Origin of the sequence: Sinosporangium album (genome assembly GCF_900100605.1) — a bacterium.
GTDB classification, from domain to species: domain Bacteria; phylum Actinomycetota; class Actinomycetes; order Streptosporangiales; family Streptosporangiaceae; genus Sinosporangium; species Sinosporangium album.
Genome location: NZ_FNCN01000028.1, coordinates 1 through 18224, shown reverse-complemented (window position 1 = coordinate 18224; position 18224 = coordinate 1). Strand labels below are relative to the sequence as shown.

General features: G+C 69.2%; 19 protein-coding genes. 11 read left to right on the top strand and 8 right to left on the bottom strand.

Annotated elements, in window-relative coordinates:
* Positions 1 to 59 precede the first annotated feature (59 nt).
* Complete coding sequence (locus BLQ73_RS23655) at positions 60 to 794, bottom strand: ABC transporter permease (protein ID WP_176955624.1); 735 nt, start codon at positions 792 to 794, stop codon at positions 60 to 62.
* 16 nt (positions 795 to 810) lie between these two features.
* Positions 811 to 1719: an ABC transporter ATP-binding protein gene (locus BLQ73_RS23650; protein WP_093173482.1), complete on the bottom strand. Its 909-nt coding sequence runs from the start codon at positions 1717 to 1719 to the stop codon at positions 811 to 813.
* 370 nt (positions 1720 to 2089) lie between these two features.
* Here BLQ73_RS23650 and BLQ73_RS23645 point away from each other — a divergent pair, with 370 nt between their 5' ends.
* The 5 genes from BLQ73_RS23645 to BLQ73_RS23625 all read left to right on the top strand — a co-directional run bounded on the left by BLQ73_RS23645 (position 2090) and on the right by BLQ73_RS23625 (position 6067).
* The gene (locus BLQ73_RS23645) at positions 2090 to 2941 is read left to right on the top strand and encodes a Scr1 family TA system antitoxin-like transcriptional regulator (protein ID WP_093173480.1); all 852 of its coding nucleotides are present in this window, start codon (positions 2090 to 2092) and stop codon (positions 2939 to 2941) included.
* A 24-nt stretch (positions 2942 to 2965) separates the two neighbouring features.
* A complete protein-coding gene (locus BLQ73_RS23640) occupies positions 2966 to 3217 on the top strand; it encodes a DUF397 domain-containing protein (RefSeq protein WP_093173478.1) in 252 nt (83 codons plus the stop codon).
* Between the two features lie 289 nt (positions 3218 to 3506).
* Complete coding sequence (locus tag BLQ73_RS23635; protein ID WP_093173476.1) at positions 3507 to 4406, top strand: radical SAM protein; 900 nt, start codon at positions 3507 to 3509, stop codon at positions 4404 to 4406.
* A gap of 17 nt (positions 4407 to 4423) precedes the next feature.
* Positions 4424 to 5275, top strand: a complete 852-nt coding sequence (locus BLQ73_RS23630; RefSeq protein WP_093173474.1) for a hypothetical protein — start codon at positions 4424 to 4426, stop codon at positions 5273 to 5275.
* Positions 5276 to 5278: 3 nt separating this feature from the next.
* The gene (locus BLQ73_RS23625) at positions 5279 to 6067 is read left to right on the top strand and encodes an AAA family ATPase (RefSeq protein ID WP_093173472.1); all 789 of its coding nucleotides are present in this window, start codon (positions 5279 to 5281) and stop codon (positions 6065 to 6067) included.
* Here BLQ73_RS23625 and BLQ73_RS32695 read toward each other — a convergent pair.
* Positions 6064 to 6273 carry a hypothetical protein gene (locus BLQ73_RS32695; RefSeq protein WP_093173470.1) on the bottom strand — a complete coding sequence of 70 codons (210 nt, stop codon included), beginning with the start codon at positions 6271 to 6273 and terminating at the stop codon, positions 6064 to 6066. The two genes, BLQ73_RS23625 and BLQ73_RS32695, sit on opposite strands and share 4 nt — an antisense overlap.
* 268 nt (positions 6274 to 6541) lie before the next feature.
* Positions 6542 to 10183 carry a methionine synthase gene (gene metH / locus BLQ73_RS23615; RefSeq protein ID WP_093173526.1) on the bottom strand — a complete coding sequence of 1214 codons (3642 nt, stop codon included), beginning with the start codon at positions 10181 to 10183 and terminating at the stop codon, positions 6542 to 6544.
* A gap of 274 nt (positions 10184 to 10457) precedes the next feature.
* Here metH and BLQ73_RS23610 point away from each other — a divergent pair, with 274 nt between their 5' ends.
* Together BLQ73_RS23610 and BLQ73_RS23605 are read left to right on the top strand one after the other, a co-directional pair.
* Entirely contained in the window at positions 10458 to 11033 is a 576-nt protein-coding gene (locus tag BLQ73_RS23610) for a flavin reductase family protein (protein WP_176955623.1), read from the top strand.
* Positions 11034 to 11154: 121 nt separating this feature from the next.
* Positions 11155 to 11898, top strand: a complete 744-nt coding sequence (locus BLQ73_RS23605; protein WP_093173466.1) for a phytanoyl-CoA dioxygenase family protein — start codon at positions 11155 to 11157, stop codon at positions 11896 to 11898.
* A gap of 33 nt (positions 11899 to 11931) precedes the next feature.
* Here BLQ73_RS23605 and BLQ73_RS23600 read toward each other — a convergent pair whose 3' ends face one another.
* Positions 11932 to 12729, bottom strand: coding sequence for an alpha/beta fold hydrolase (locus BLQ73_RS23600; RefSeq protein WP_093173524.1), 798 nt, complete (start codon positions 12727 to 12729; stop codon positions 11932 to 11934).
* Between the two features lie 79 nt (positions 12730 to 12808).
* On the opposite strand from BLQ73_RS23600, the gene BLQ73_RS35255 reads away from it, so the two are divergent.
* Entirely contained in the window at positions 12809 to 13126 is a 318-nt protein-coding gene (locus BLQ73_RS35255) for an FGGY-family carbohydrate kinase (protein ID WP_476712868.1), read from the top strand.
* Positions 13113 to 14042: an ADP-ribosylglycohydrolase family protein gene (locus BLQ73_RS23590; RefSeq protein ID WP_093173462.1), complete on the top strand. Its 930-nt coding sequence runs from the start codon at positions 13113 to 13115 to the stop codon at positions 14040 to 14042. Before BLQ73_RS35255 ends, BLQ73_RS23590 begins: the two co-directional genes overlap by 14 nt.
* 5 nt (positions 14043 to 14047) lie before the next feature.
* On the opposite strand, the gene BLQ73_RS23585 is transcribed toward BLQ73_RS23590, so the two are convergent.
* The 3 genes from BLQ73_RS23585 to BLQ73_RS23575 all read right to left on the bottom strand — a co-directional run bounded on the left by BLQ73_RS23585 (position 14048) and on the right by BLQ73_RS23575 (position 17010).
* Positions 14048 to 15067, bottom strand: a complete 1020-nt coding sequence (locus BLQ73_RS23585; protein WP_093173460.1) for an ABC transporter substrate-binding protein — start codon at positions 15065 to 15067, stop codon at positions 14048 to 14050.
* A gap of 172 nt (positions 15068 to 15239) precedes the next feature.
* Positions 15240 to 16406, bottom strand: coding sequence for an FAD-dependent oxidoreductase (locus tag BLQ73_RS23580; protein ID WP_093173458.1), 1167 nt, complete (start codon positions 16404 to 16406; stop codon positions 15240 to 15242).
* Between the two features lies 1 nt (position 16407).
* Positions 16408 to 17010, bottom strand: a complete 603-nt coding sequence (locus BLQ73_RS23575; protein ID WP_093173456.1) for a TetR/AcrR family transcriptional regulator — start codon at positions 17008 to 17010, stop codon at positions 16408 to 16410.
* Positions 17011 to 17191: 181 nt separating this feature from the next.
* On the opposite strand from BLQ73_RS23575, the gene BLQ73_RS23570 reads away from it, so the two are divergent.
* Together BLQ73_RS23570 and BLQ73_RS35100 are read left to right on the top strand one after the other, a co-directional pair.
* Positions 17192 to 17554 carry a MerR family transcriptional regulator gene (locus BLQ73_RS23570; RefSeq protein WP_093173454.1) on the top strand — a complete coding sequence of 121 codons (363 nt, stop codon included), beginning with the start codon at positions 17192 to 17194 and terminating at the stop codon, positions 17552 to 17554.
* A gap of 387 nt (positions 17555 to 17941) precedes the next feature.
* Positions 17942 to 18224, top strand: a 283-nt coding sequence (locus BLQ73_RS35100; protein WP_143020400.1) for a helix-turn-helix domain-containing protein, incomplete at its 3' end; no start/stop codon positions are given.

Genomic DNA, 18224 nt, shown 5'->3' with positions numbered 1-18224 from the left:
CCCGCCCGGGCCGCGTTCGAGTTTCCAGCCTGGATCGGCGGGCGAGCGCAGGGCTGCGGCTAGCGCGCGTGCCAGGGGACCTTGCGCCCCACCACCCACAGCACGACCGCCGTCAGCGCCGCGAGGACGCCGACGTCGACCCAGAGCCGACCCGTCACCGGTCCGACGAGGACCTGCTGGATCGCCGACGCCGCGTAGTTCGTCGGGCTGACGTGGCTCACGGCCATCAGCCAGTCGGGCAGGGTGTCGGGCGGCAGGATCACCGGTCCGACGAACAGCATCGCCATGGTGGTGACGAGCGCGATCGGCCCGACGTCCTGCGGGCCGGGGGCCAGCAGCCCGATCAGCGCGCCCACGCCCGCGAGCGGCAGGGCGCACAGCGGGACCACCAGGAGGGCCACCGGGTCGACCGCCAGCGGAACGCCGAGGAACAGCGCGCCGAGGAGCAGCGTCACGCCGAGGGCCGGCAGCGAGAGGAGGAAGAACGCCGAGACGGTGCCCACGACCACGATGGCGCGGTGGATCGGAAGGGTCGCGAAGTAGTCAAGCGTCCCCATGGCCTTCATGAAGGCGAAGTTGTGGGCCACCTGGTTCTGGTTCTGGAACATGAGCGACATCACGACGCTGCCGACGAGCACATAGGCGAGGCCGCCCGTGCCGTACTGCTTCGCCGGCAGGCCGATCGCGAGCAGCATCATGACGGGCGCGACCACACCGGTGACCACTGTGCCCCGCCATGCCCAGCGGTAGTTCGACAACTGGATCAGCAGCAGGTCGACGAGCTGTGCGTACACCGAAGGCGCGTTGCGGTTAGGAGACATAGTGCAGGTAAAGGTCCTCAAGGGTGGCGGACGAGAGACGGATGTCGGTGATGTCGGCGAAGTCCAGCGCCGCCATGAGGGCCGGGACGGCGTCGGGGTCGACCCGCAGCGACCAGGAATCGGGGGCGCTCTTCCACGGCGTGATCCCGGCGGGGAGGCGGGGCGGGCTGCCCGGCGTGAACGACAGGTCCACGTGCACCTGAAGCGCCACCCGGCTCTTCAGCTCGCCGGGCGTGCCGAGCGCCGTGAAGCGTCCCCGCTGGACGATGCCGACCCGCTGGATGGCCTTCTCCGCCTCCACCGCGTCATGCGTGATCAGAATGACGGTCGTGCCGCGCCGGGTGTTGCGGTCCCGCAGCACGTCCCAGACGTGCTTCCTGTTCACCGGGTCGAGGTCGTTGGTGGGCTCGTCCAGCACCAGCACGGGCGGGTCGCCCGCCATGGCCACGGCGAGCTGCATCAGCCGCCGCTGCCCGCCGGACAGCTGCTCGCTCGACTTGTCCACGATGTCGCCGAGGCGCCACAGCTCGACCAGCGCGTCGCGTTCCCCGCGGGCCGCCTGCCGGCTCAGCCCCCGCAGATGCGCGGTGAAGTAGATCGCCTCGCCGACGGTGAGCCGGTTCAGCGCCGCGCTCTTCTGCGGCATGTATCCCACCAGCATGGCCACATGCCGCGGGTCGTCGCGGACGTCCCGGCCGAAGAGTTCGACCGTTCCGGAGTCGGGCCGCAGCAGGTTGACCATCTGCCGCACCAGCGTGGTCTTCCCCGCGCCGTTGTCGCCCAGCAGGCCGAAGATCTCCCCTTCGTGGATCTGGAAGGTGACGCCATCGATCGCCGGGGCCCGCTGCCGCGGATAGGTCTTCACCAGGTTCTTCACGTCATAGGCGACAGCCGCCACCGCCCACCCCCGTGTCCGCGTTTGTGTCCGCGTTTGTGTCCCCGTGCGCGGCAGGCGTCCCCGAGGGCGTCACACGGCCCCCATCCTGCCGTCACGCCGCATCGTAGCGATCTTCCGCATCCGCGGCCCGCGCTTTCCCCAAGACGGACAAATCCGGTCAATATCACGAGGATGGCGAACGTCCGGGCACGCGGAACGGGCGACGTCGCTGGCGGGCAGCCGTACCAAGGGGAACTGTCGCAGCCGCCCCCGCGTTCCAGGCGACTCGCTAACCTGATCGTGCCCTTCACAATAAGGCGTTGCAAACGGTTCCGACGGAACTGTTCCGAAACTTCCAGAGGGCGTCATGTCGGCACGTTTGGAGGCATAGGTGACGAGTAGGACAAGTCCGACCGTTCGACGGAGACGGCTCGCCGCCGAACTAAGAGAGCTACGTCGGAAATCCGGCAAGAGCCGTGATGAAGTGGCGTCGTATGTTGGCGTGGCGCCGAGCACGATTACGAAGATCGAAAATTCCTCAGCTATCGCGCGCCCTGCGGACGTTTCAATGATGTTGAACCTCTACGGCGTCGATAGCGAACGCCATGACGTGCTCATGACGTTGGCGCGTGACGCTCGACAGCGGGGATGGTGGCAGGCGTACAGCGGAGCCATCCCGCAGTGGTTCGAGGTCTACGTCGGTCTGGAGGAGGAGGCATCCAAGATCTGCAGCTGGGAAAACGAGCAGATCGACGGACGACTACAGACCGAAGATTACATGCGGGCGCTGTTCCAGTCCGAGATGATCGTTCCGTCCGATGAGGAGATTGATCGCCGGGTTGCAGTCCGCCTCAAGCGCCAAGAGAAGCTCTTGGCAGCCGATGCGCCGGAACTATGGGTCGTGGTCGGCGAAGGAGCGTTGCGCCGGATGGTGGGAGGAGTCGAGACCATGCGCGGACAGATCAACAAGCTCATCCAAGCGCCGCGGATCAATAACATCATGCTCCAAGTGCTCCCCTTCAGCGCTGGGGCTCACCCGGCCATGCACGGAGCCTTTCACCTGCTAGGTTTCGCTGGCGATCCTGACGTCGTGTACGTTGAGTACCGGCAAGGTTCGCTCTATCTAGAGCAAGCGCCAGACGTTGACGCCTACGTCAAACTTTTCGATCATCTACGCGCCCGAGCGCTCAGCCCGGACGACTCACGGGTTCTGCTTGCGCGAGTGATGGACGAAATCTCGTAGCACGAAGTAGGAGGTACACCCGAGATGGACCTCTCGTCGGCTCGGTGGGTGAAATCTACCGCCAGCGGGGACGGCGGAGCCAGCTGTGTTGAAGTGGCAGTAGTTCCCGGTGATGCAGCCCTGACCGACCACAAGACGGGCGAGAACGAACTGTTTGTCGTCCGCGACTCTAAAGACCCGCATGGCCCAGTACTTGCGTTTACTCCAGACGAATGGCAAGCGTTCCTGATTGGCATGCAGCAAGATGAGTTCACCCCGGAGAGGCTACGAGGTTAACCGTTCCGGCATTGGGATCTGTTCTGACAGTCCGCACGGCAGCACCTTGCAAACGGCTCCGATCTCGATCAAGGCCCTCTCATCCGGGAGGGCCTTTTTTCGTTGCCTAGTGTCTTGCGCGCCACACCTGGAACTGTTCGGAAAGAATGATTCTGTCTGATTAGTTACTAGGGATCAATTCCTGTTGGAACCTACGCTCTTGGCGGTGGTCAGCTTTCCGTGTCGACGTGCAGGAGGCATCTTGACGAGATCAAAGCTTCTCCGCTTCGCATGGTGGGAGGTCACGGGCATGTGTCAGCTTGCCTGTGCTCACTGCTACGCCTCATCAGGACCAAGCGGAACCCACGGAACCATGACCCTTGCCGACTGGCGACGTGTCATCACGCAGACGCGCGAGGTTGGCGCCACGATGGGGCAATTCATCGGTGGTGAGCCGACCTTGTACCCCGGCCTGTCGGACCTCGTTCGTCATGCCCTCAGCGCAGGTATGGAGGTTGAGATCTACACCAACCTCGTTCATGTCACCCCCGCCATGTGGGAAACCTTCCAACTGCCAGGCGTTCGACTCGCCACCTCCTACTACTCAGATCAACCCGAGGAGCACGAGGCAATCACCAAGCGCCCCACACTCAAGATCACGACAAGGAACATCGCCCGCGCACAGGACCTCGGCATCCCGCTTCGTGCGGGAGTAATCGGTGTCAACGACGGTCAGCGTACCCAGCAGAGCATCGCCGTACTGGAACGTCTCGGCGTTTCCGAAATCGGCTACGACGATCTCCGGGAAGTCGGACGCGGCACCCGGCGAGATGGCCCTAGCGTCGCGCAGCTCTGCGGCAACTGCGGAGAACGGCAGATCGCGATCTCGCCCACGGGAGAAGTCTGGCCGTGTGTGTTCTCACGCTGGCTTCCGGCGGGCAACATTCAAGAGACGTCCCTCGCGGAGATCCTCACCAGCGAGGCGTTCACGCGGATCACCGGCGAGCTACGGGGAGAATTCGGCCAGCGCACGCCATGCAACCCGGACCCGTGCAGCCCAGACTGTAGCCCGTCATGTAGACCGCAAGGCAACTGCCGCCCGTCCAACAACTGTGCGCCGAACTACTCATGCGGACCATGCGTGCCGAAGGATAAGAACTGCAACCCCGTGATGAGCTGCAACCCCAACAAGTGCCGCCCCACAAGGTAGGGAAGTAGGAAACGAACGTGAACAGCCAACACCGCGACCCCGAGTCCGGACAGCGCGCGTTCCTGCGCCGGATCCTTGCCGAGGGCGCGCATAGACTCGGCGTGTCTCCAGCCGGGGAAGTGGTGTTCGGCTGGCATGACCGCACCATCGGATCACCCGTTCTCACGGACGTGAACATGCTCTGGCTACGCGCAACCGCTGAACATCGTGATTGGGCGCACGGCGAGGCATGGACCGGCAATCAGGACGCCTCAGCAATCACCAACGTCCCCAAACCCACAGTGACCGCCCGCGTGGACTGGGACGAGCCGCCAGTGTCCATGTACGCCGAACTGCTCACCTACGTACCAGACTCGCCATGTTCAACCGCTCCCGAACTCACCGCGCCCCCCATCGTCTCCGCCGCTTGGTGGACCGATCTTCGTGATGCAATGGATGCGCTCGCCGTATATCCCACCGAACGGGGTGATCACGCCCCGTCCGCGCTAGCCCAGCGAGTCGAAGCCTTCTACCGCCAACCGCTCGCCCTGCCCTCAACTCCGACCATGCAGACCGAACACACCGATCTTCATTGGACCAATCTAACGCACCCCCGCCTGTGGGTGCTGGACTGGGAGTACTGGGGTAACGCTCCCGCTGGCTACGGGGCAGCCATGCTCTACCTTCACAGCCTCTTGGTTCCCGCCACCGCGGCCCACGTTCACGGCCTGTTCGCCGACCTCCTTGACACCCCAACCGGTCGTCTGGCACAGCTGTCCGCCGCCGCGCATATTCTCGACCGCGCCAGCCGAAGCGGTGACTATCCGACCCTCGCCGCCCCAGTGCGCGCCCACGTCGCCTGGCTGATCCAACCCGTAGGAAGGCGATAGCGCGTGCTACTCACCCGACTGAGCACTCGCCACCTTCCTACAGGGTGGACCGCCACCTTGCCGCCCATCCACTACCTCTCCAAACACGGACTGAATCTCACCGCCCCAGTGACATTCCTGGTCGGAGAGAACGGCTCCGGGAAGTCCACCATCGTGGAAGCGATCGCCGACGTCTGCGGCATCAATTCCGCAGGTGGCAAGGCAGGCACCCGATATGCCAGCACAGGACCCGCCACGCCCCTCGGGGAAGTCATGGACGCCGAACTCACAACTACCGGCCTCCGCCTTCTTCGCGGCCCCCGCACCAAGCGCCGAGCGTTTTTTCTCCGCGCCGAAACTCTGTTCAACCTCGGACAGAACGTCTCCGGACGGTACGGATTCTGGGAAGAAGACCTCACTGACCAATCCCACGGGGAAGGGTTCTTCACCGTCCTGGAACGCATGGTGACCGGGCCAGGGCTCTACCTCCTCGATGAACCCGAGGCGGCCCTCTCGTTTCACTCGTGCGTGCGCCTGGTCGGCCTCATGGCCCGTGTCGCAGACGAGGGCGGGCAGATCATTTGCGCTACCCACTCGCCGATTCTCACCAGCCTCCCAGGCGCACAGATCATCGAACTCGGCGACTACGGCACCCGCGACACAGAGTGGGAAAAGCTCCAACTAGTCGATCACTGGCGCCGCTTCCTCGCTAAACCAGACTTCTACCTGCGATACGCCTTGGACAGGGCGACCGATACTGAGGTGATCGAACGCATGACACGGAACCAGGAAAGTTCAGATCCAGATTGCTAGGCGAGGCATGTGCGGTATGTGACCAGGTATCCGGAGGTCGCAAAGAAGTGCAACAATCCCGTTCCGGGCTTTCCCGCGCCGTTGTCGCCCAGCAGGCCGAAGATCTCCCCTTCGTAGATCTGGAAGGTGACGCCGTCGACCGCCGGGGCCCGCTGCCGCGGATAGGTCTTCACCAGGTTCTTCACGTCATAGGCGACAGCCGCCACCGCCCACCCCCGTGTCCGCGTTTGTGTCCGCGTTTGTGTCCCCGTGCGCGGCAGGCGTCCCCGAGGGCGTCACACGGCCCCCATCCTGCCGTCACGCCGCATCGTAGCGATCTTCCGCATCCGCGGCCCGCGTATTCACCAAGACGGACAAATCCGGTCAATCTCACGAGGGTGGCGAACGTCCGGGCACGCGGGACGGGCGAGGTCGCCGGCGGGCAGCCGTACCGGAAAAGGCCCGCACGCGACGCGTGCGGGCCGGTCTCCACGCTCAGTCGGGGTCGTAGGCGAGGTTGGGGCGCAGCCAGCGCTCCACCTCGGCGAGATCCATTCCGCGCCGCCGCGCGTAGTCCCGCACCTGGTCCTTCCCGAGGCGCCCCACGGTGAAGTAGCGCGACGAGGGGCTCGCGAAGATGAGCCCGCTGACGCTCGCCGCGGGGGTCATGGCGAACGACTCGGTCAGCCCCATGCCGATCCGCTCGGCGTCGAGCAGCTCGAACAGGTCGCGCTTCATGCTGTGGTCGGGGCTCGCCGGGTAGCCGAGCGCCGGGCGGATGCCGCGGAACCGCTCGGCGTGCAGGTCTTCCAGCAGCGGGTCGGCATCGGGCTCGAACCAGTCGCGGCGGGCCTGGAGGTGGATGTGCTCGGCGAACGCCTCGGCGAGGCGGTCGGCGAGCGCCTTCACCATGATCGACCGGTAGTCGTCGTGGCCCGCCTCGTAGTGGGCGGCGAGCTCCTCGGCCCCGTGGATCGCCACGGCGAACCCGCCGAGGTGGTCGCCCTCGGGCGCCACGTAGTCGGCCAGGCACCGGTTGGGCCGGCCCTCCGGCTTGGCGGTCTGCTGGCGCAGCATCGGCAGGCGCAGCGACTGCTCGGGCAGGACGATGTCGTCGCCGTCGGAGTGCGCGGGCCAGAACCCGTAGAGGCCCTCGGCCCGGAACGCGCCGTCGGCGATGATCTGGTCGAACAGCGCGTTGGCGTCGGTGTAGAGCTCGCGCGCCACCGGCTGGTCGAGGATGGCGGGGAACTTGCCCTTCAGCTCCCAGGCGAGGAAGAAGAACGTCCAGTCGATCATCTCGCGGAGCTCGGCGATGGCGGGCGCGACCCTGCGCGCCCCGGTGAACGCCGGCACGGGCAGGTCGCCGTACGGCACCGCCTCCGGGTTGGCCCGGATCCGCTCCAGCGTCAGCAGCGGACGCCGCTCCCTGGCCTCGTGCTGCTCGCGCAGCCGCTGCTGCTCGGCCCGGTTGGCCACGGCGAGCTCCTCGGCCCGCTCCTCGTCGAGCAGGTCGGACACCACACCGACGACGCGGGAGGCGTCGAGCACGTGGACGGTGGAGCCCTCGTAGGCGGGGGCGATGCGGACCGCGGTGTGCTGCCGCGACGTGGTCGCGCCGCCGATGAGCAGCGGCAGCTTCAAGCCGCGGCGCTGCATCTCCGAGGCGACGGTGACCATCTCGTCGAGCGACGGCGTGATCAGCCCGGAGAGCCCGATCGCGTCGGCGTTCTCGGTGACGGCGGTGTCGAGGATGACCGAGGCCGGCACCATGACCCCGAGGTCGACCACCTCGTAGTTGTTGCAGCCCAGCACGACGCCCACGATGTTCTTGCCGATGTCGTGCACGTCGCCCTTGACGGTGGCGAGCACCACCTTGCCCTGGCCGCGCACGGTCTCGGCGCGCCCTTCGAGCCTGGCCCGCTCCTTCTCCTCCTCCATGAAGGGTTCGAGGTAGGCCACCGACCGCTTCATCACCCGGGCGCTCTTGACCACCTGCGGGAGGAACATCTTGCCCGACCCGAACAGGTCGCCCACGATCTTCATGCCGTCCATGAGCGGGCCCTCGATCACGTCGAGCGGGCGCTCGGCCGAAAGGCGGGCCTCCTCGGTGTCGGCCTCGATGAAGTCGACGATGCCGTGCACCAGCGCGTGGGCGAGGCGCTCCTTGACGGGGGCCTCGCGCCACGCCAGGTCCACCACGCGGCGGGTGCCCGAGCCGCTGACCGTCTCGGCGAACGCGACCAGCCGGTCGGTCGCGTCGGGCCTGCGGTCGAAGAGCACGTCCTCGATGAGTTCGAGCAGGTCGGCGGGGATGTCCTGATAGACCGTGAGCTGCCCGGCGTTGACGATGCCCATGTCCAGCCCGGCGCGTACCGCGTGCAGCAGGAACGCCGAGTGCATGGCCTCGCGGACGACGTCGTTGCCCCGGAAGGAGAACGACAGGTTGGAGATGCCGCCGCTGATGCGGACCCCGGGGCAGCGCTGCTTGATCAGCGGAAGCGCGTCGATGAACGCCTTGGCGTAGCCGTTGTGCTCGGCGATGCCGGTGGCGACGGCGAGCACGTTGGGGTCGAAGATGATGTCCTCGGCGGGGAACCCGGCCTTCTGCGTCAGCAGGTCGTAGGCGCGGGCGCAGATCTCCACCTTGCGCTCGGTATTGTCGGCCTGGCCCTGCTCGTCGAAGGCCATGACGACCACGCCGGCACCGTATCCACGGATGACCCGGGCCTGCTCAAGGAAGGCCTCCTCGCCCTCCTTGAGGCTGATCGAGTTGACCACGCCCTTGCCCTGCACGCATTTGAGCCCGGCCTCCAGCACGCTCCACCGCGAGCTGTCGATCATGATGGGGATGCGGGCGACCTCGGGCTCGGTGGCCACGAGGTTCAGGAAGGTGGTCATGGCCCGCTCGCTGTCGAGCAGGTCGGCGTCCATGTTGACGTCGAGGATGTTGGCCCCGCCGCGCACCTGCTCCAGGGCGACGTCGGCGGCGGCCTGGTAGTCGTTGCCCTCGATCAGGCGCCGGAACCGCGCCGAGCCCGTCACGTTGGTGCGCTCACCGATCATCACGAAGCCGGTGTCGGCCCCGATCTCGAACGGCTCCAGCCCGCTGAACCGGGTGCGCGCCGCCGGGCTCGCCACCTCGCGCGGCGCGACGCCGGACACCGCCGCCGCGATCTTCTCGATGTGCGCGGGCGTCGTGCCGCAGCACCCGCCCACCACGTTGACCATGCCCGCCGCCGCGAACTCGCCGAGCAGGCGCGCGGTCTCCTCAGGGGTCTGGTCGTAGCCGCCGAACGCGTTGGGCAGGCCGGCGTTGGGGTGGCACGCGGTGTAGGAGCCGGAGATGCGCGCCAGCTCCGCCACGTGCGGGCGCATCTCCTCGGCGCCCAGCGAGCAGTTCACCCCGACCATCAGCGGCTCGGCGTGCGCGACCGAGTTCCAGAACGCCTCCACCGTCTGGCCCGACAGGGTGCGCCCGCTCAGGTCGACGATCGTCACCGAGATCCACAGCGGCAGATGGGGGGCGACCTCGCGCGCGGCGGAGATCGCGGCCTTCAGGTTGAGGGTGTCGAAGATGGTCTCGATGAGCAGCAGGTCGACGCCGCCCTCGGCCAGCGCCGCGATCTGCTCGGCGTAGGACGCGCGGACCTCGTCGAAGGTCACCGCGCGGTAGGAGGGGTCGTCCACCTTCGGCGACAGCGACAGCGTGACGTTGAGCGGCCCGATCGAGCCCGCCACATAACGCCCGCCGAACTCGTCGGCCGCCTGCCGGGCGAGCTGCGCGCCCCTGACGTTCATGTCGCGCACCAGCGACTCGAGCCCGTAGTCGGCCTGGCCGATGCTCGTCGCGGTGAACGTGTTGGTGGTGGTGATGTCGGCGCCGGCCGCGAGGTATTGCCGGTGGACGTCGAGGATCACGTCGGGACGCGTGAGGTTCAGCAGGTCGGGGTCGCCGGTCACATCGCGCGGATGGTCTTCGATCACATCGCCGCGGTAGTCGGCGGGGGTGAGCCCGGCCCCCTGGAGCATGGTGCCCCACGCGCCGTCGAGCACGGCGATGCGCTGGGACAGCAGCTCCCGCAGCGCCTTGATCCGCGCCGCCTGGCCTTGCGCGCCACCGGAGTTGACAGACATCTGCACCTGGACCGCCTCCCGCTCACTGGTGGGAGGCGCCCTTGGGGGTGGGGTGGTTCCGGCCGAGCGTGGCGGACCCCGAGTCCGTTGCAGCGCCTCTCGACCTGAAAATGAGGGTAGCAAGAGACAACGGATCAGTGAAATGGTTCGTCCGGCACGCGAGACGGCCCCGCGGCGGCCCTCCCCCCGCACGTGTCACGCATGTGTCGGGGCACGGCACCGGACCGAGCTGGGGCTTTAGGGCGGTTTTAGCCTCGTGATCGAGCCTGGGCGGGTGAGACCCGTCAGCGCGCGAGATCCGCTCACCCGGCCGGCCCCGCTCGACTTCCGCAAGGCCCTGGGCCGCTACGCCACCGGCGTCGTCGCCGTCACCGGACTGGTCGGCGGCGCGCCCGTCGCGCTGGTGGTCAACTCCTTCACGTCGGTGTCGCTCGATCCGCCCCTGGTGTCCTTCTGCGTCGCCCACACCAGCCGCACCTGGCCGCGGCTGCGCGAGGCGGCCCGCCTCGGCGTCAACATCCTCGGCGAGCATCAGCGGGCGGTCGCCGTACGGCTGGCGGCCACAGACGGCGACCGGTTCCACGGGGTCCCGTGGACGGCCGCGCCCTCGGGACCGTCGGAACTGGCGGGACCGCCCGTGCTCGACGGGGTGATCGGCCGCCTGGAGTGCTCGATCGCGGCGGAGCACCCCGCCGGGGACCACGACATCGTGGTGGCCCACGTGCATCTGGTCGACGCCTGCGCCACCGGACGGCCGCTCGTCTTCTACGGCGGCCGGTACGGCGGATTCGCCGAGTTCACCGGGAGCGACGCCCCGCCGAGTCCGGCCGAGGAGCGGTCACCCGTGTGAGGCCCCGGCCGACCGAGGCGGGCGGCGAGGCCGCGGCTCATGCCGTACGGCGGGCGCACAGGTCACCTTTCACGAAAAATCCATCGACTTCGGCCATCCGGGATCGCTACCGTCACGCGTCATGAGAGTGGGAGTGCTGGCCGATGAGCAGGTCGAGGCGTTCGTCAGGGACGGTTTCGTGAAGCTGGAGGAGTCCGTCCCCCGCGCCGTCGCCGACGAGGCGCGGGAGCTGCTGTGGAAGCGCATCGGGTTGCCGCCCGGCGATCCGTCGCGGTGGACGGAGCCGGTGGTCTGGACATCCGACCTGGACGCGCAGGGCCCGTTCCTGCATTTCGCTCGCAGCGAGCGGCTGAACGCCGCACTGGACGCCGTCGCCGGGGTCGGAGGGTGGCGTCCGCGAGGCGCGTTGGGCAACATTCCGGTGCGGTTTCCCCACCTGCCGGCCGCCGACGACTGCGGATGGCACATCGACCTGAACACGATGCTCCCCGACGGGCAGTGGACGGTTTCCCGTGAACCGCAGACCATGCTCATCCTGACCCTCCTGTCGGAGGTCGGGATCGACGACGCGCCCACCCGGATCCGCGTGGGCTCCCAGCGCGACACGTGGGCCGCCCTCGGGCCCGCCCCGATGAGCCACCTGGACGCGGGCCCGCTGCTGGACGCCGCCAGTGCCGCGCGTCCGGTGGCCTACGCCACCGGACGCCCCGGAGACGTCTACCTCTGCCACCCGCTCACCGTGCACGCCGCCCAACCGCACCGGGGCGACGTCCCGCGATTCATGGCTCAGACCCCGGTGTTCCTCAGCGCCCCGCTCACCCCCGGGGGCCCCTCTCCCCTGGCCCGCGCGCTCCGCGACACCTGACCCGCGGGGCGGCGGGCGCCTTGGATCGGCGGCTCAAGCCGTACGGCGCGGCAGGAGGCCCGACAGGAACTCCACCAGGATGCGGTTGACCTCGCCGGGGTGGGTGAGCGGCGGGGTGTGGGCGGCCCCCGGGACGACGTGCACGGGGGTCGCGGCGGGGAGCCCGTCCCGCAGGAGGTCCATGCGGTCCCGCGGCAGGGAGCGATCATTCTCGCCCCAGACGAGCAGCGCCGGGCAGGCGATCTCTCCGAGGCGGCCCGTCACGTCGTCGCGTTCGAGCAGGCAGGTGGCCGGAGCGCCGAGGGGCAGGGCGGAGTGCCGCCAGTGCACGCGCCAGGTCTCGGCCAGGGGGCCGTCGCCGATGATCTGCGCCGCGAGCGGGCCGATGAGCTCGTCGACGGGCCCCGACTCGGCCAGCGCCGCGAACATCTGCGCGTAGCCCACCTTGTCGTGCGGGTCGCACGCCTGGGCCTCGGTGTCGAACAGCAGCAGCGCCGACACGCGTTCGGGAGCCAGCAGCGCGGCGCGCAGGGCGGTGAAACCGCCCTGGGAGACGCCTCCGACAGCGGCCCGCTCGATGCCGAGCGCGTCCATCAGGCCAAGGACGTCGCGGGCGTGGTCCCAGTAGGTGAAGGGGACGCCGTCGTCGGCCGTCCCCCCGTGGCCCCGCGCGTCCCACGCGACGACCCGCCATCGCGGCGCCAGGGCCCGCGCCTGGGCGGCGAAGGCGGTGTGGTCGAGGAAGAACCCGTGGCCGAGGACGACGGCCGGGCCGTCACCCCCGGTGTCGGCGTAGGTGACGGTGCGGCCGTTGACATAGACGCCTGCCATCTCGGACCTCTCCTGGCCATGGACGCTGACCGCGCCCGCGGTGGCGGCGCGGTGGAGCACATCAGGCGGATCTTCGCGGATGACGGGGGAACGCTCGCCGCCCGAGGTCCAAGGGAATGCCGACCGACGCGCGGATCATTCTAGGCTCCGCGGCCGACCCGGTCACCCTGTGGGCGGCGTCGACGAGGCCGTGCATCGCGGTGGCGGTGGAGGGCGCGGCGCCGCCGCCCTGTCGGGCCGCGAGATCGACGTCGTCCACCTGGTGGGCGGCGGCTCGAAGAACGCGCTGCTCTGCCGGCTCACCGCAGCGGCTGCGGGCCGGCGCCAGCCGTACGCCCTGAAAGGGAGCGCCCACGCGCGCATCCGGCCGGTAGGCTGCCCGGATGATCCAGCTTGAGCGGGCCATCGGGGCGGTTGTCGGTTCTGTGGTCGGGGACGCGCTGGGTGCGCCCTTCGAGTTCGGGCCCGGCGGGGCGTTCTCCGCCCGCTTCCCCGTGCTCGGCGAGCACAACGAGATGTGCGGCGGCGGCGGGTGGGAGGCCGGCGAGGCGACCGACGACACGCAGATGGCCGTGCACCTGGCCGAGTCGCTGATCGAGCGGGGCGGCCTCGACCTGCCGGACATCTTCGCCCGCTTCCAGCGGTGGGCCGCGGCCGACCCCAAGGACATCGGCTTGCAGACCGCCGACGTGCTGAGCCGCGGCGAGCCGTGGGACCGCGCCGCCGCGAGCCACTTCCGGACGACCGGCCACGCCGCCGGCAACGGCGCGCTGATGCGGGCCACGACCTCCGCGGTGTATTTCGCGCCGAAAGGCTCGGAGGTCACCATCGACGCGGCCCGCCGCATCTCCGCGCTCACCCACGGCGACCCGGCCGCGTGGGAGGGGACGGCGGTCTTCCACGAGCTGATCCGCGTCGCGCTGGACGGCGACGACCCGCTGGCCTCCGTCCCGGACGTGCTCGCGCGGCTCGACCCCGCCCACCGCGACCGCTACGCCACGGTGCTCGCGCCGAAGTGGCATCCCGACCAGGCCACCGAGGTCAACGGCGCCGTGTGGCCCTGCCTCGGGTCGGCCGTGTGGGCGCTGCGCACCACCGGCGGGTTCGAGGAGGCGCTCCGCGCCGCGATCGACCTCGGCGGCGACACCGACACCGTCGCCGCCGTCACCGGCGGCCTCGCGGGCGCGGTCTACGGCATCGGCGCCGTTCCGGCCCGCTGGGCCACACTCCTGCAGGTCCCCCTTCCCGGCGCGGGCGACCGGGTGCTCCGGCTGCCCGAGCTGCTCGCCCTGGGCACCCGCCTGTCGGGCTAGCGGGATCAGCCGGCCGCGATCTTGGTGTAGAGGTCGCTCCAGCCGTCGGCGACCTTCGGCATGGTGAAGACGGAGCCGAAGTAGACGTCGCCTTCCAGCAGCGTCACCATGCCCTTCTTCACGGCGGGCAGCTTCTGCCAGAGGCGGTTGGACATCAGGGCGTCGTAGTCCTGCTGCGACCCGTTGAGCATGAAGCCGTCGGAGTCGGCGATGAGATCGAGGCGCTCCAGGCTGAGGGCGTTCTCCGGGGCGTCGAACTTCGCGGCGGACGTGACGCCGCCGAGGTCGTGCAGCGTCATCTCGGTCGGCAGCGGGCCCCTGGCGGGGTCGCGGGTGCTGGTGATGTAGATGTTGCCCGTCGACTCCAGGTAGGACAGCGCGCAGACCTTGGCCGTGGGGATGAGGTCGGCGTGGAGGGCCTTGATGCCGTCGAGGTGGGTCTGGTAGCCGGCGATCAGCTGCTTTCCCTTGTCGGGGACGCCCAGCCAGGCGGCCAGGACGGTGAGGTTCTCACGCCAGTCCACCCTGAAGTCCGTGGTCAGCACGGGGGCGATCTTCAGGAGCTTGTCGGCCGGCCACCACTCGCCGCCCTCGTTGGCGCAGATGATCAGGTCGGGCTGGAGCGCCAGGATCTGCTCCAGGTTGGGCTTCTCACTGAGGTACTTCACCTGCGGAGTGAGGGGCAGCCACGGCCTGGCCTCACTGTGGTTGTGGCCGATCACCGGAAGACCGAGGGCGAGCGCCAGCTCCAGGTCGACCCTGGAGTCGACCGCGATGACCCGGCTCGGCCGTACGGGGATGTCGTAGGTGCCGAGCGGGGTGGTCACTTCGCGGGTCGAGGCGGCGCTCGCCTCCGCGCCGGGGGCCGACTCGGTGCCACCGCACGCGCTCAGCATGCCCATCGCCGCGAGACCGGCCGCGGCCCCGAAGAGCTCGCGCCTGGTCAGCGCGTCCACCAGGTCGCGCCACCGTGGGTCGTCGATGCGGTCCACGCCGGGTGCCGGGTCCACCAAGAGCTGTGTCACTGCCTTCTCCTTGTCACTCGACACACGACCATAACTTAGGCATGCCTTACCTAAGCCCGCAGAGCGGTGGAACTTGTTTCTCCAGACGGCCGACTTCTTGCGCAATTCAGACACGGCCCGAGGCACGGCCCGAGGCACAGCCCCATCACGTGGCAGATTTCATGTGGCGGGTTCACGTGGAGGGAGAGACCACGCTCCTGGCCAGAGATCGCATCGAGGCCCCGAGCAGCAGAGGGCCGCCGGGGAGGTCGGAAAGCCCCATGACCTTGTTGCGTACGGCTATCTCCCACTTCCTGGCCGGCACCATCCAGCGTGCCGTACTCCTGCCGATGGCCTGCTTGTCCGCCACGAACGGCGCCATGCGCCGCTCATAGCGCGCCGCCGCGCCGACCGCGCCACCGGACCCTTCGCCGGAGGCGAGCTCCTCCGCCAGGACATACGCCCCGCCCATCGCCATCGAGGACCCCTGGCCCGCCATCAGCGAGACCGCCCCGCAGGCGTCGCCGAGCAGCACGACCCGGCCGCGGTGCCAGCCCGGCAGGCGGACCTGCGCGACGTGGTCGTAGTAGGGGTCGACCGGGCAGTACGGCAGCACCTCGTCGACCAGCTCCCCCATCCCCGCGTACGCCTCCAGGACCCTGCCGCGCGGATCGGCCGGCAGCGGCCCGGTATCGGCGTGGATCAGAGAGGCGGCCAGACGCCCGCCGCCCGCGGGGTAGAGCCCGGCCTGCCGGCCCGGCGCGGCGACCATCGCGAAGCGGCGTCCGAGCCGATCGGCGAGCGCGCGGTCCTCGAACAGATAGGACCCGGTGTGGAAACCGAGCGGGCGGAGGAACCGCTCCTCGGGGCCGAAAAGCTGCGCCCGGATCGTGGAGTGGATCCCGTCGGCCCCCACCAGCAGGTCGAACCGTCGGGCGGCGCCGTCGGTCGTCGCCACCTCGACGCCGTCCGGGCGGTCGGTGAAGCCCGCCACGCTGGTGCCGTACCGGATCTCCGCGTCGCAGGCCGCCCGCAGCACCCGCTCCAGGTCGCCGCGCATCAGGCTCAGCACCCGGCCGTGCAGCATCCGCCGGAACGCGGTGTAGGCGAGGCCGCCGCCGCGGCGCCCGGCCGGGTCGAGGAAGTCGAGCCCGCCGATGTCGGCCGAGACCTCGCGGAGCGCGCCGAGCAGGCCCATCCGTTCGGCCACGTCGTATCCCGAGCCGAAAAAGTCCATCATGTAACCGTCCGGGCGGGGCGCGGGTGATTTCTCCACCAGCACGACCTCCCCGCCGCGGCGGCGCAGCCACCAGGCGAGCGTGAGACCGGCGATCCCCGCGCCGCAGATCAGGGTGCGCATGTCACTCCCCCGCCCTTCCCCCGATGAGCCGACCCAGCTTCGCCACGGCCGCCGCCGCGTCGAGCGCCGGGTCGGCCAGCCGGTGCAGCACCAGCCCGTCCGCGGCGGCCATGACGACCGCCGCGAGGGCGGCGGCGTCCTCGGCGTCCCGCGCGCAGCCGGCACGGCTCAGCCATTCGGCGATGACCGCACGGGCCCGGGCCAGCGCGGGAGCCACCGCCTGGGCCACGTCGGGGTCGCGCGCGGCCTCCATCGACACCTCGACGAGCAGCCGCAGGTCGAGTACGGCCTGCGCCTCCTCATGCAGGCGGTCCATCGGCCCGGCCAGCGCCCGCATCCCCGCCTCGGCGTCCCCGGCGTCGCGCAGCGCCCGCTCGACCTCGGTGTTCAGGGAGTCGAGCACGGGCATGACCGCGGCGAGCAGCAGAGCGGTCAGCGAGTCGAAGTGGTAGTGCACCAACCCCACGCGCAGCCCCGCGCGGTCGGCGACCATGCGGGTGCTCACCCCGCGCCATCCCACCTCGGCTATCAGCTCCGCCGCCGCCGTCCGCAGCCGGGCCTTGGTCGTGGCGCCCTTCGAGATTTGGTCATTCGTCTTGGACATACGACCAATTTATATCCATCGGCCGCGACGTGCGCCACAAACGAACCTCAGGTGCGCCCCAAGGCCCGTCTGCAGCGGCCATGGGTCCGTGGACCCCCCGGTGTACGGCGCCCGCCGCTCGCGCCGACTCCTCACGCATAAAATCGACCGCGGAAACAGACCGCGTGGAAAGAGGTGACCGATGCGCATCGGAGAGCTGGCCGAACGCGTCGGGGTCAGCACCCGGGCGCTGCGCTACTACGAGCAGCACGGCCTGCTGTCGTCGGCGCGCGAGGGGAACGGCTACCGCGATTTCGACGAGCTCGCCGTCGTCCGCGCACGCAACATCAAACACCTGCTCGACGCCGGGCTCACCGTCGAGGATGTGCAAGGCTACGCGGCACACGGCTGCCTCGACCGGCCGTTGAACCAGGGGCCGAGGTGCGCGGCCGAACTGGAGACCACCGGCCGCCGACTGGCCGAGCTGGACGAGCGCATGGAACGGCTCCGGCGGCATCGCGAACGGCTGGCCGCCCACCAGTCCGCGTTGGAGGCCCTCGGCTGACCCCGCGCAGGGGAGGCCGCCACCGGCAGCCGGCCGAGCCGGCCGAGTCACTTCCGCCGGGGTTGGGACCTGCGGGCATGCGCGATGCCGCCATCGCCGTGGCGTCGTCGCCATCGAAATACCTCGGTGTCCACCGGCCCATCCTAGGGACGCACAACTGGCCGTTGCGGCTCGCCGAGGACCGGATGTCTGATCACGCTCCGGCGTGGCTGACGTGATTCAGGCACCCAGCCATCGGTTGCGCGACAAGCCTTGCGCACGTGAGATCGGGGTCCGGCTCCGGGCGGCCGACCCCCGACGCGATGGGCCGAACCCTCACCTTGAAAACCCCTCCTCGTCTAGTGTCCCGCACCTGAAATCTAGGCAGTAAATCTCTACCCTGTTGCCATGTCGCATCCAGGCCCTGCCGCAGTCGAGATCGCCTTGTCGGAGGACGAGCGTGCCGAGTTGGTTCGCCGGGCCGGTTTATCGGATAGGCGTCTGGCTGAGCGGGCCCGGATTGTCCTGGCCTGTACTGAGGGCATGTCGAACGCGGGTGCGGCGCGGGAGGTCGGCGTCGCGGTCAAGACGGTGGCCAAGTGGCGGCGCCAGTTCGCCGGACAGCGACTGGCCGGCCTGGACGACACCGGCCGTATCGGCAGGCCGAAGGCCGATCTGATCCTGGAGGACA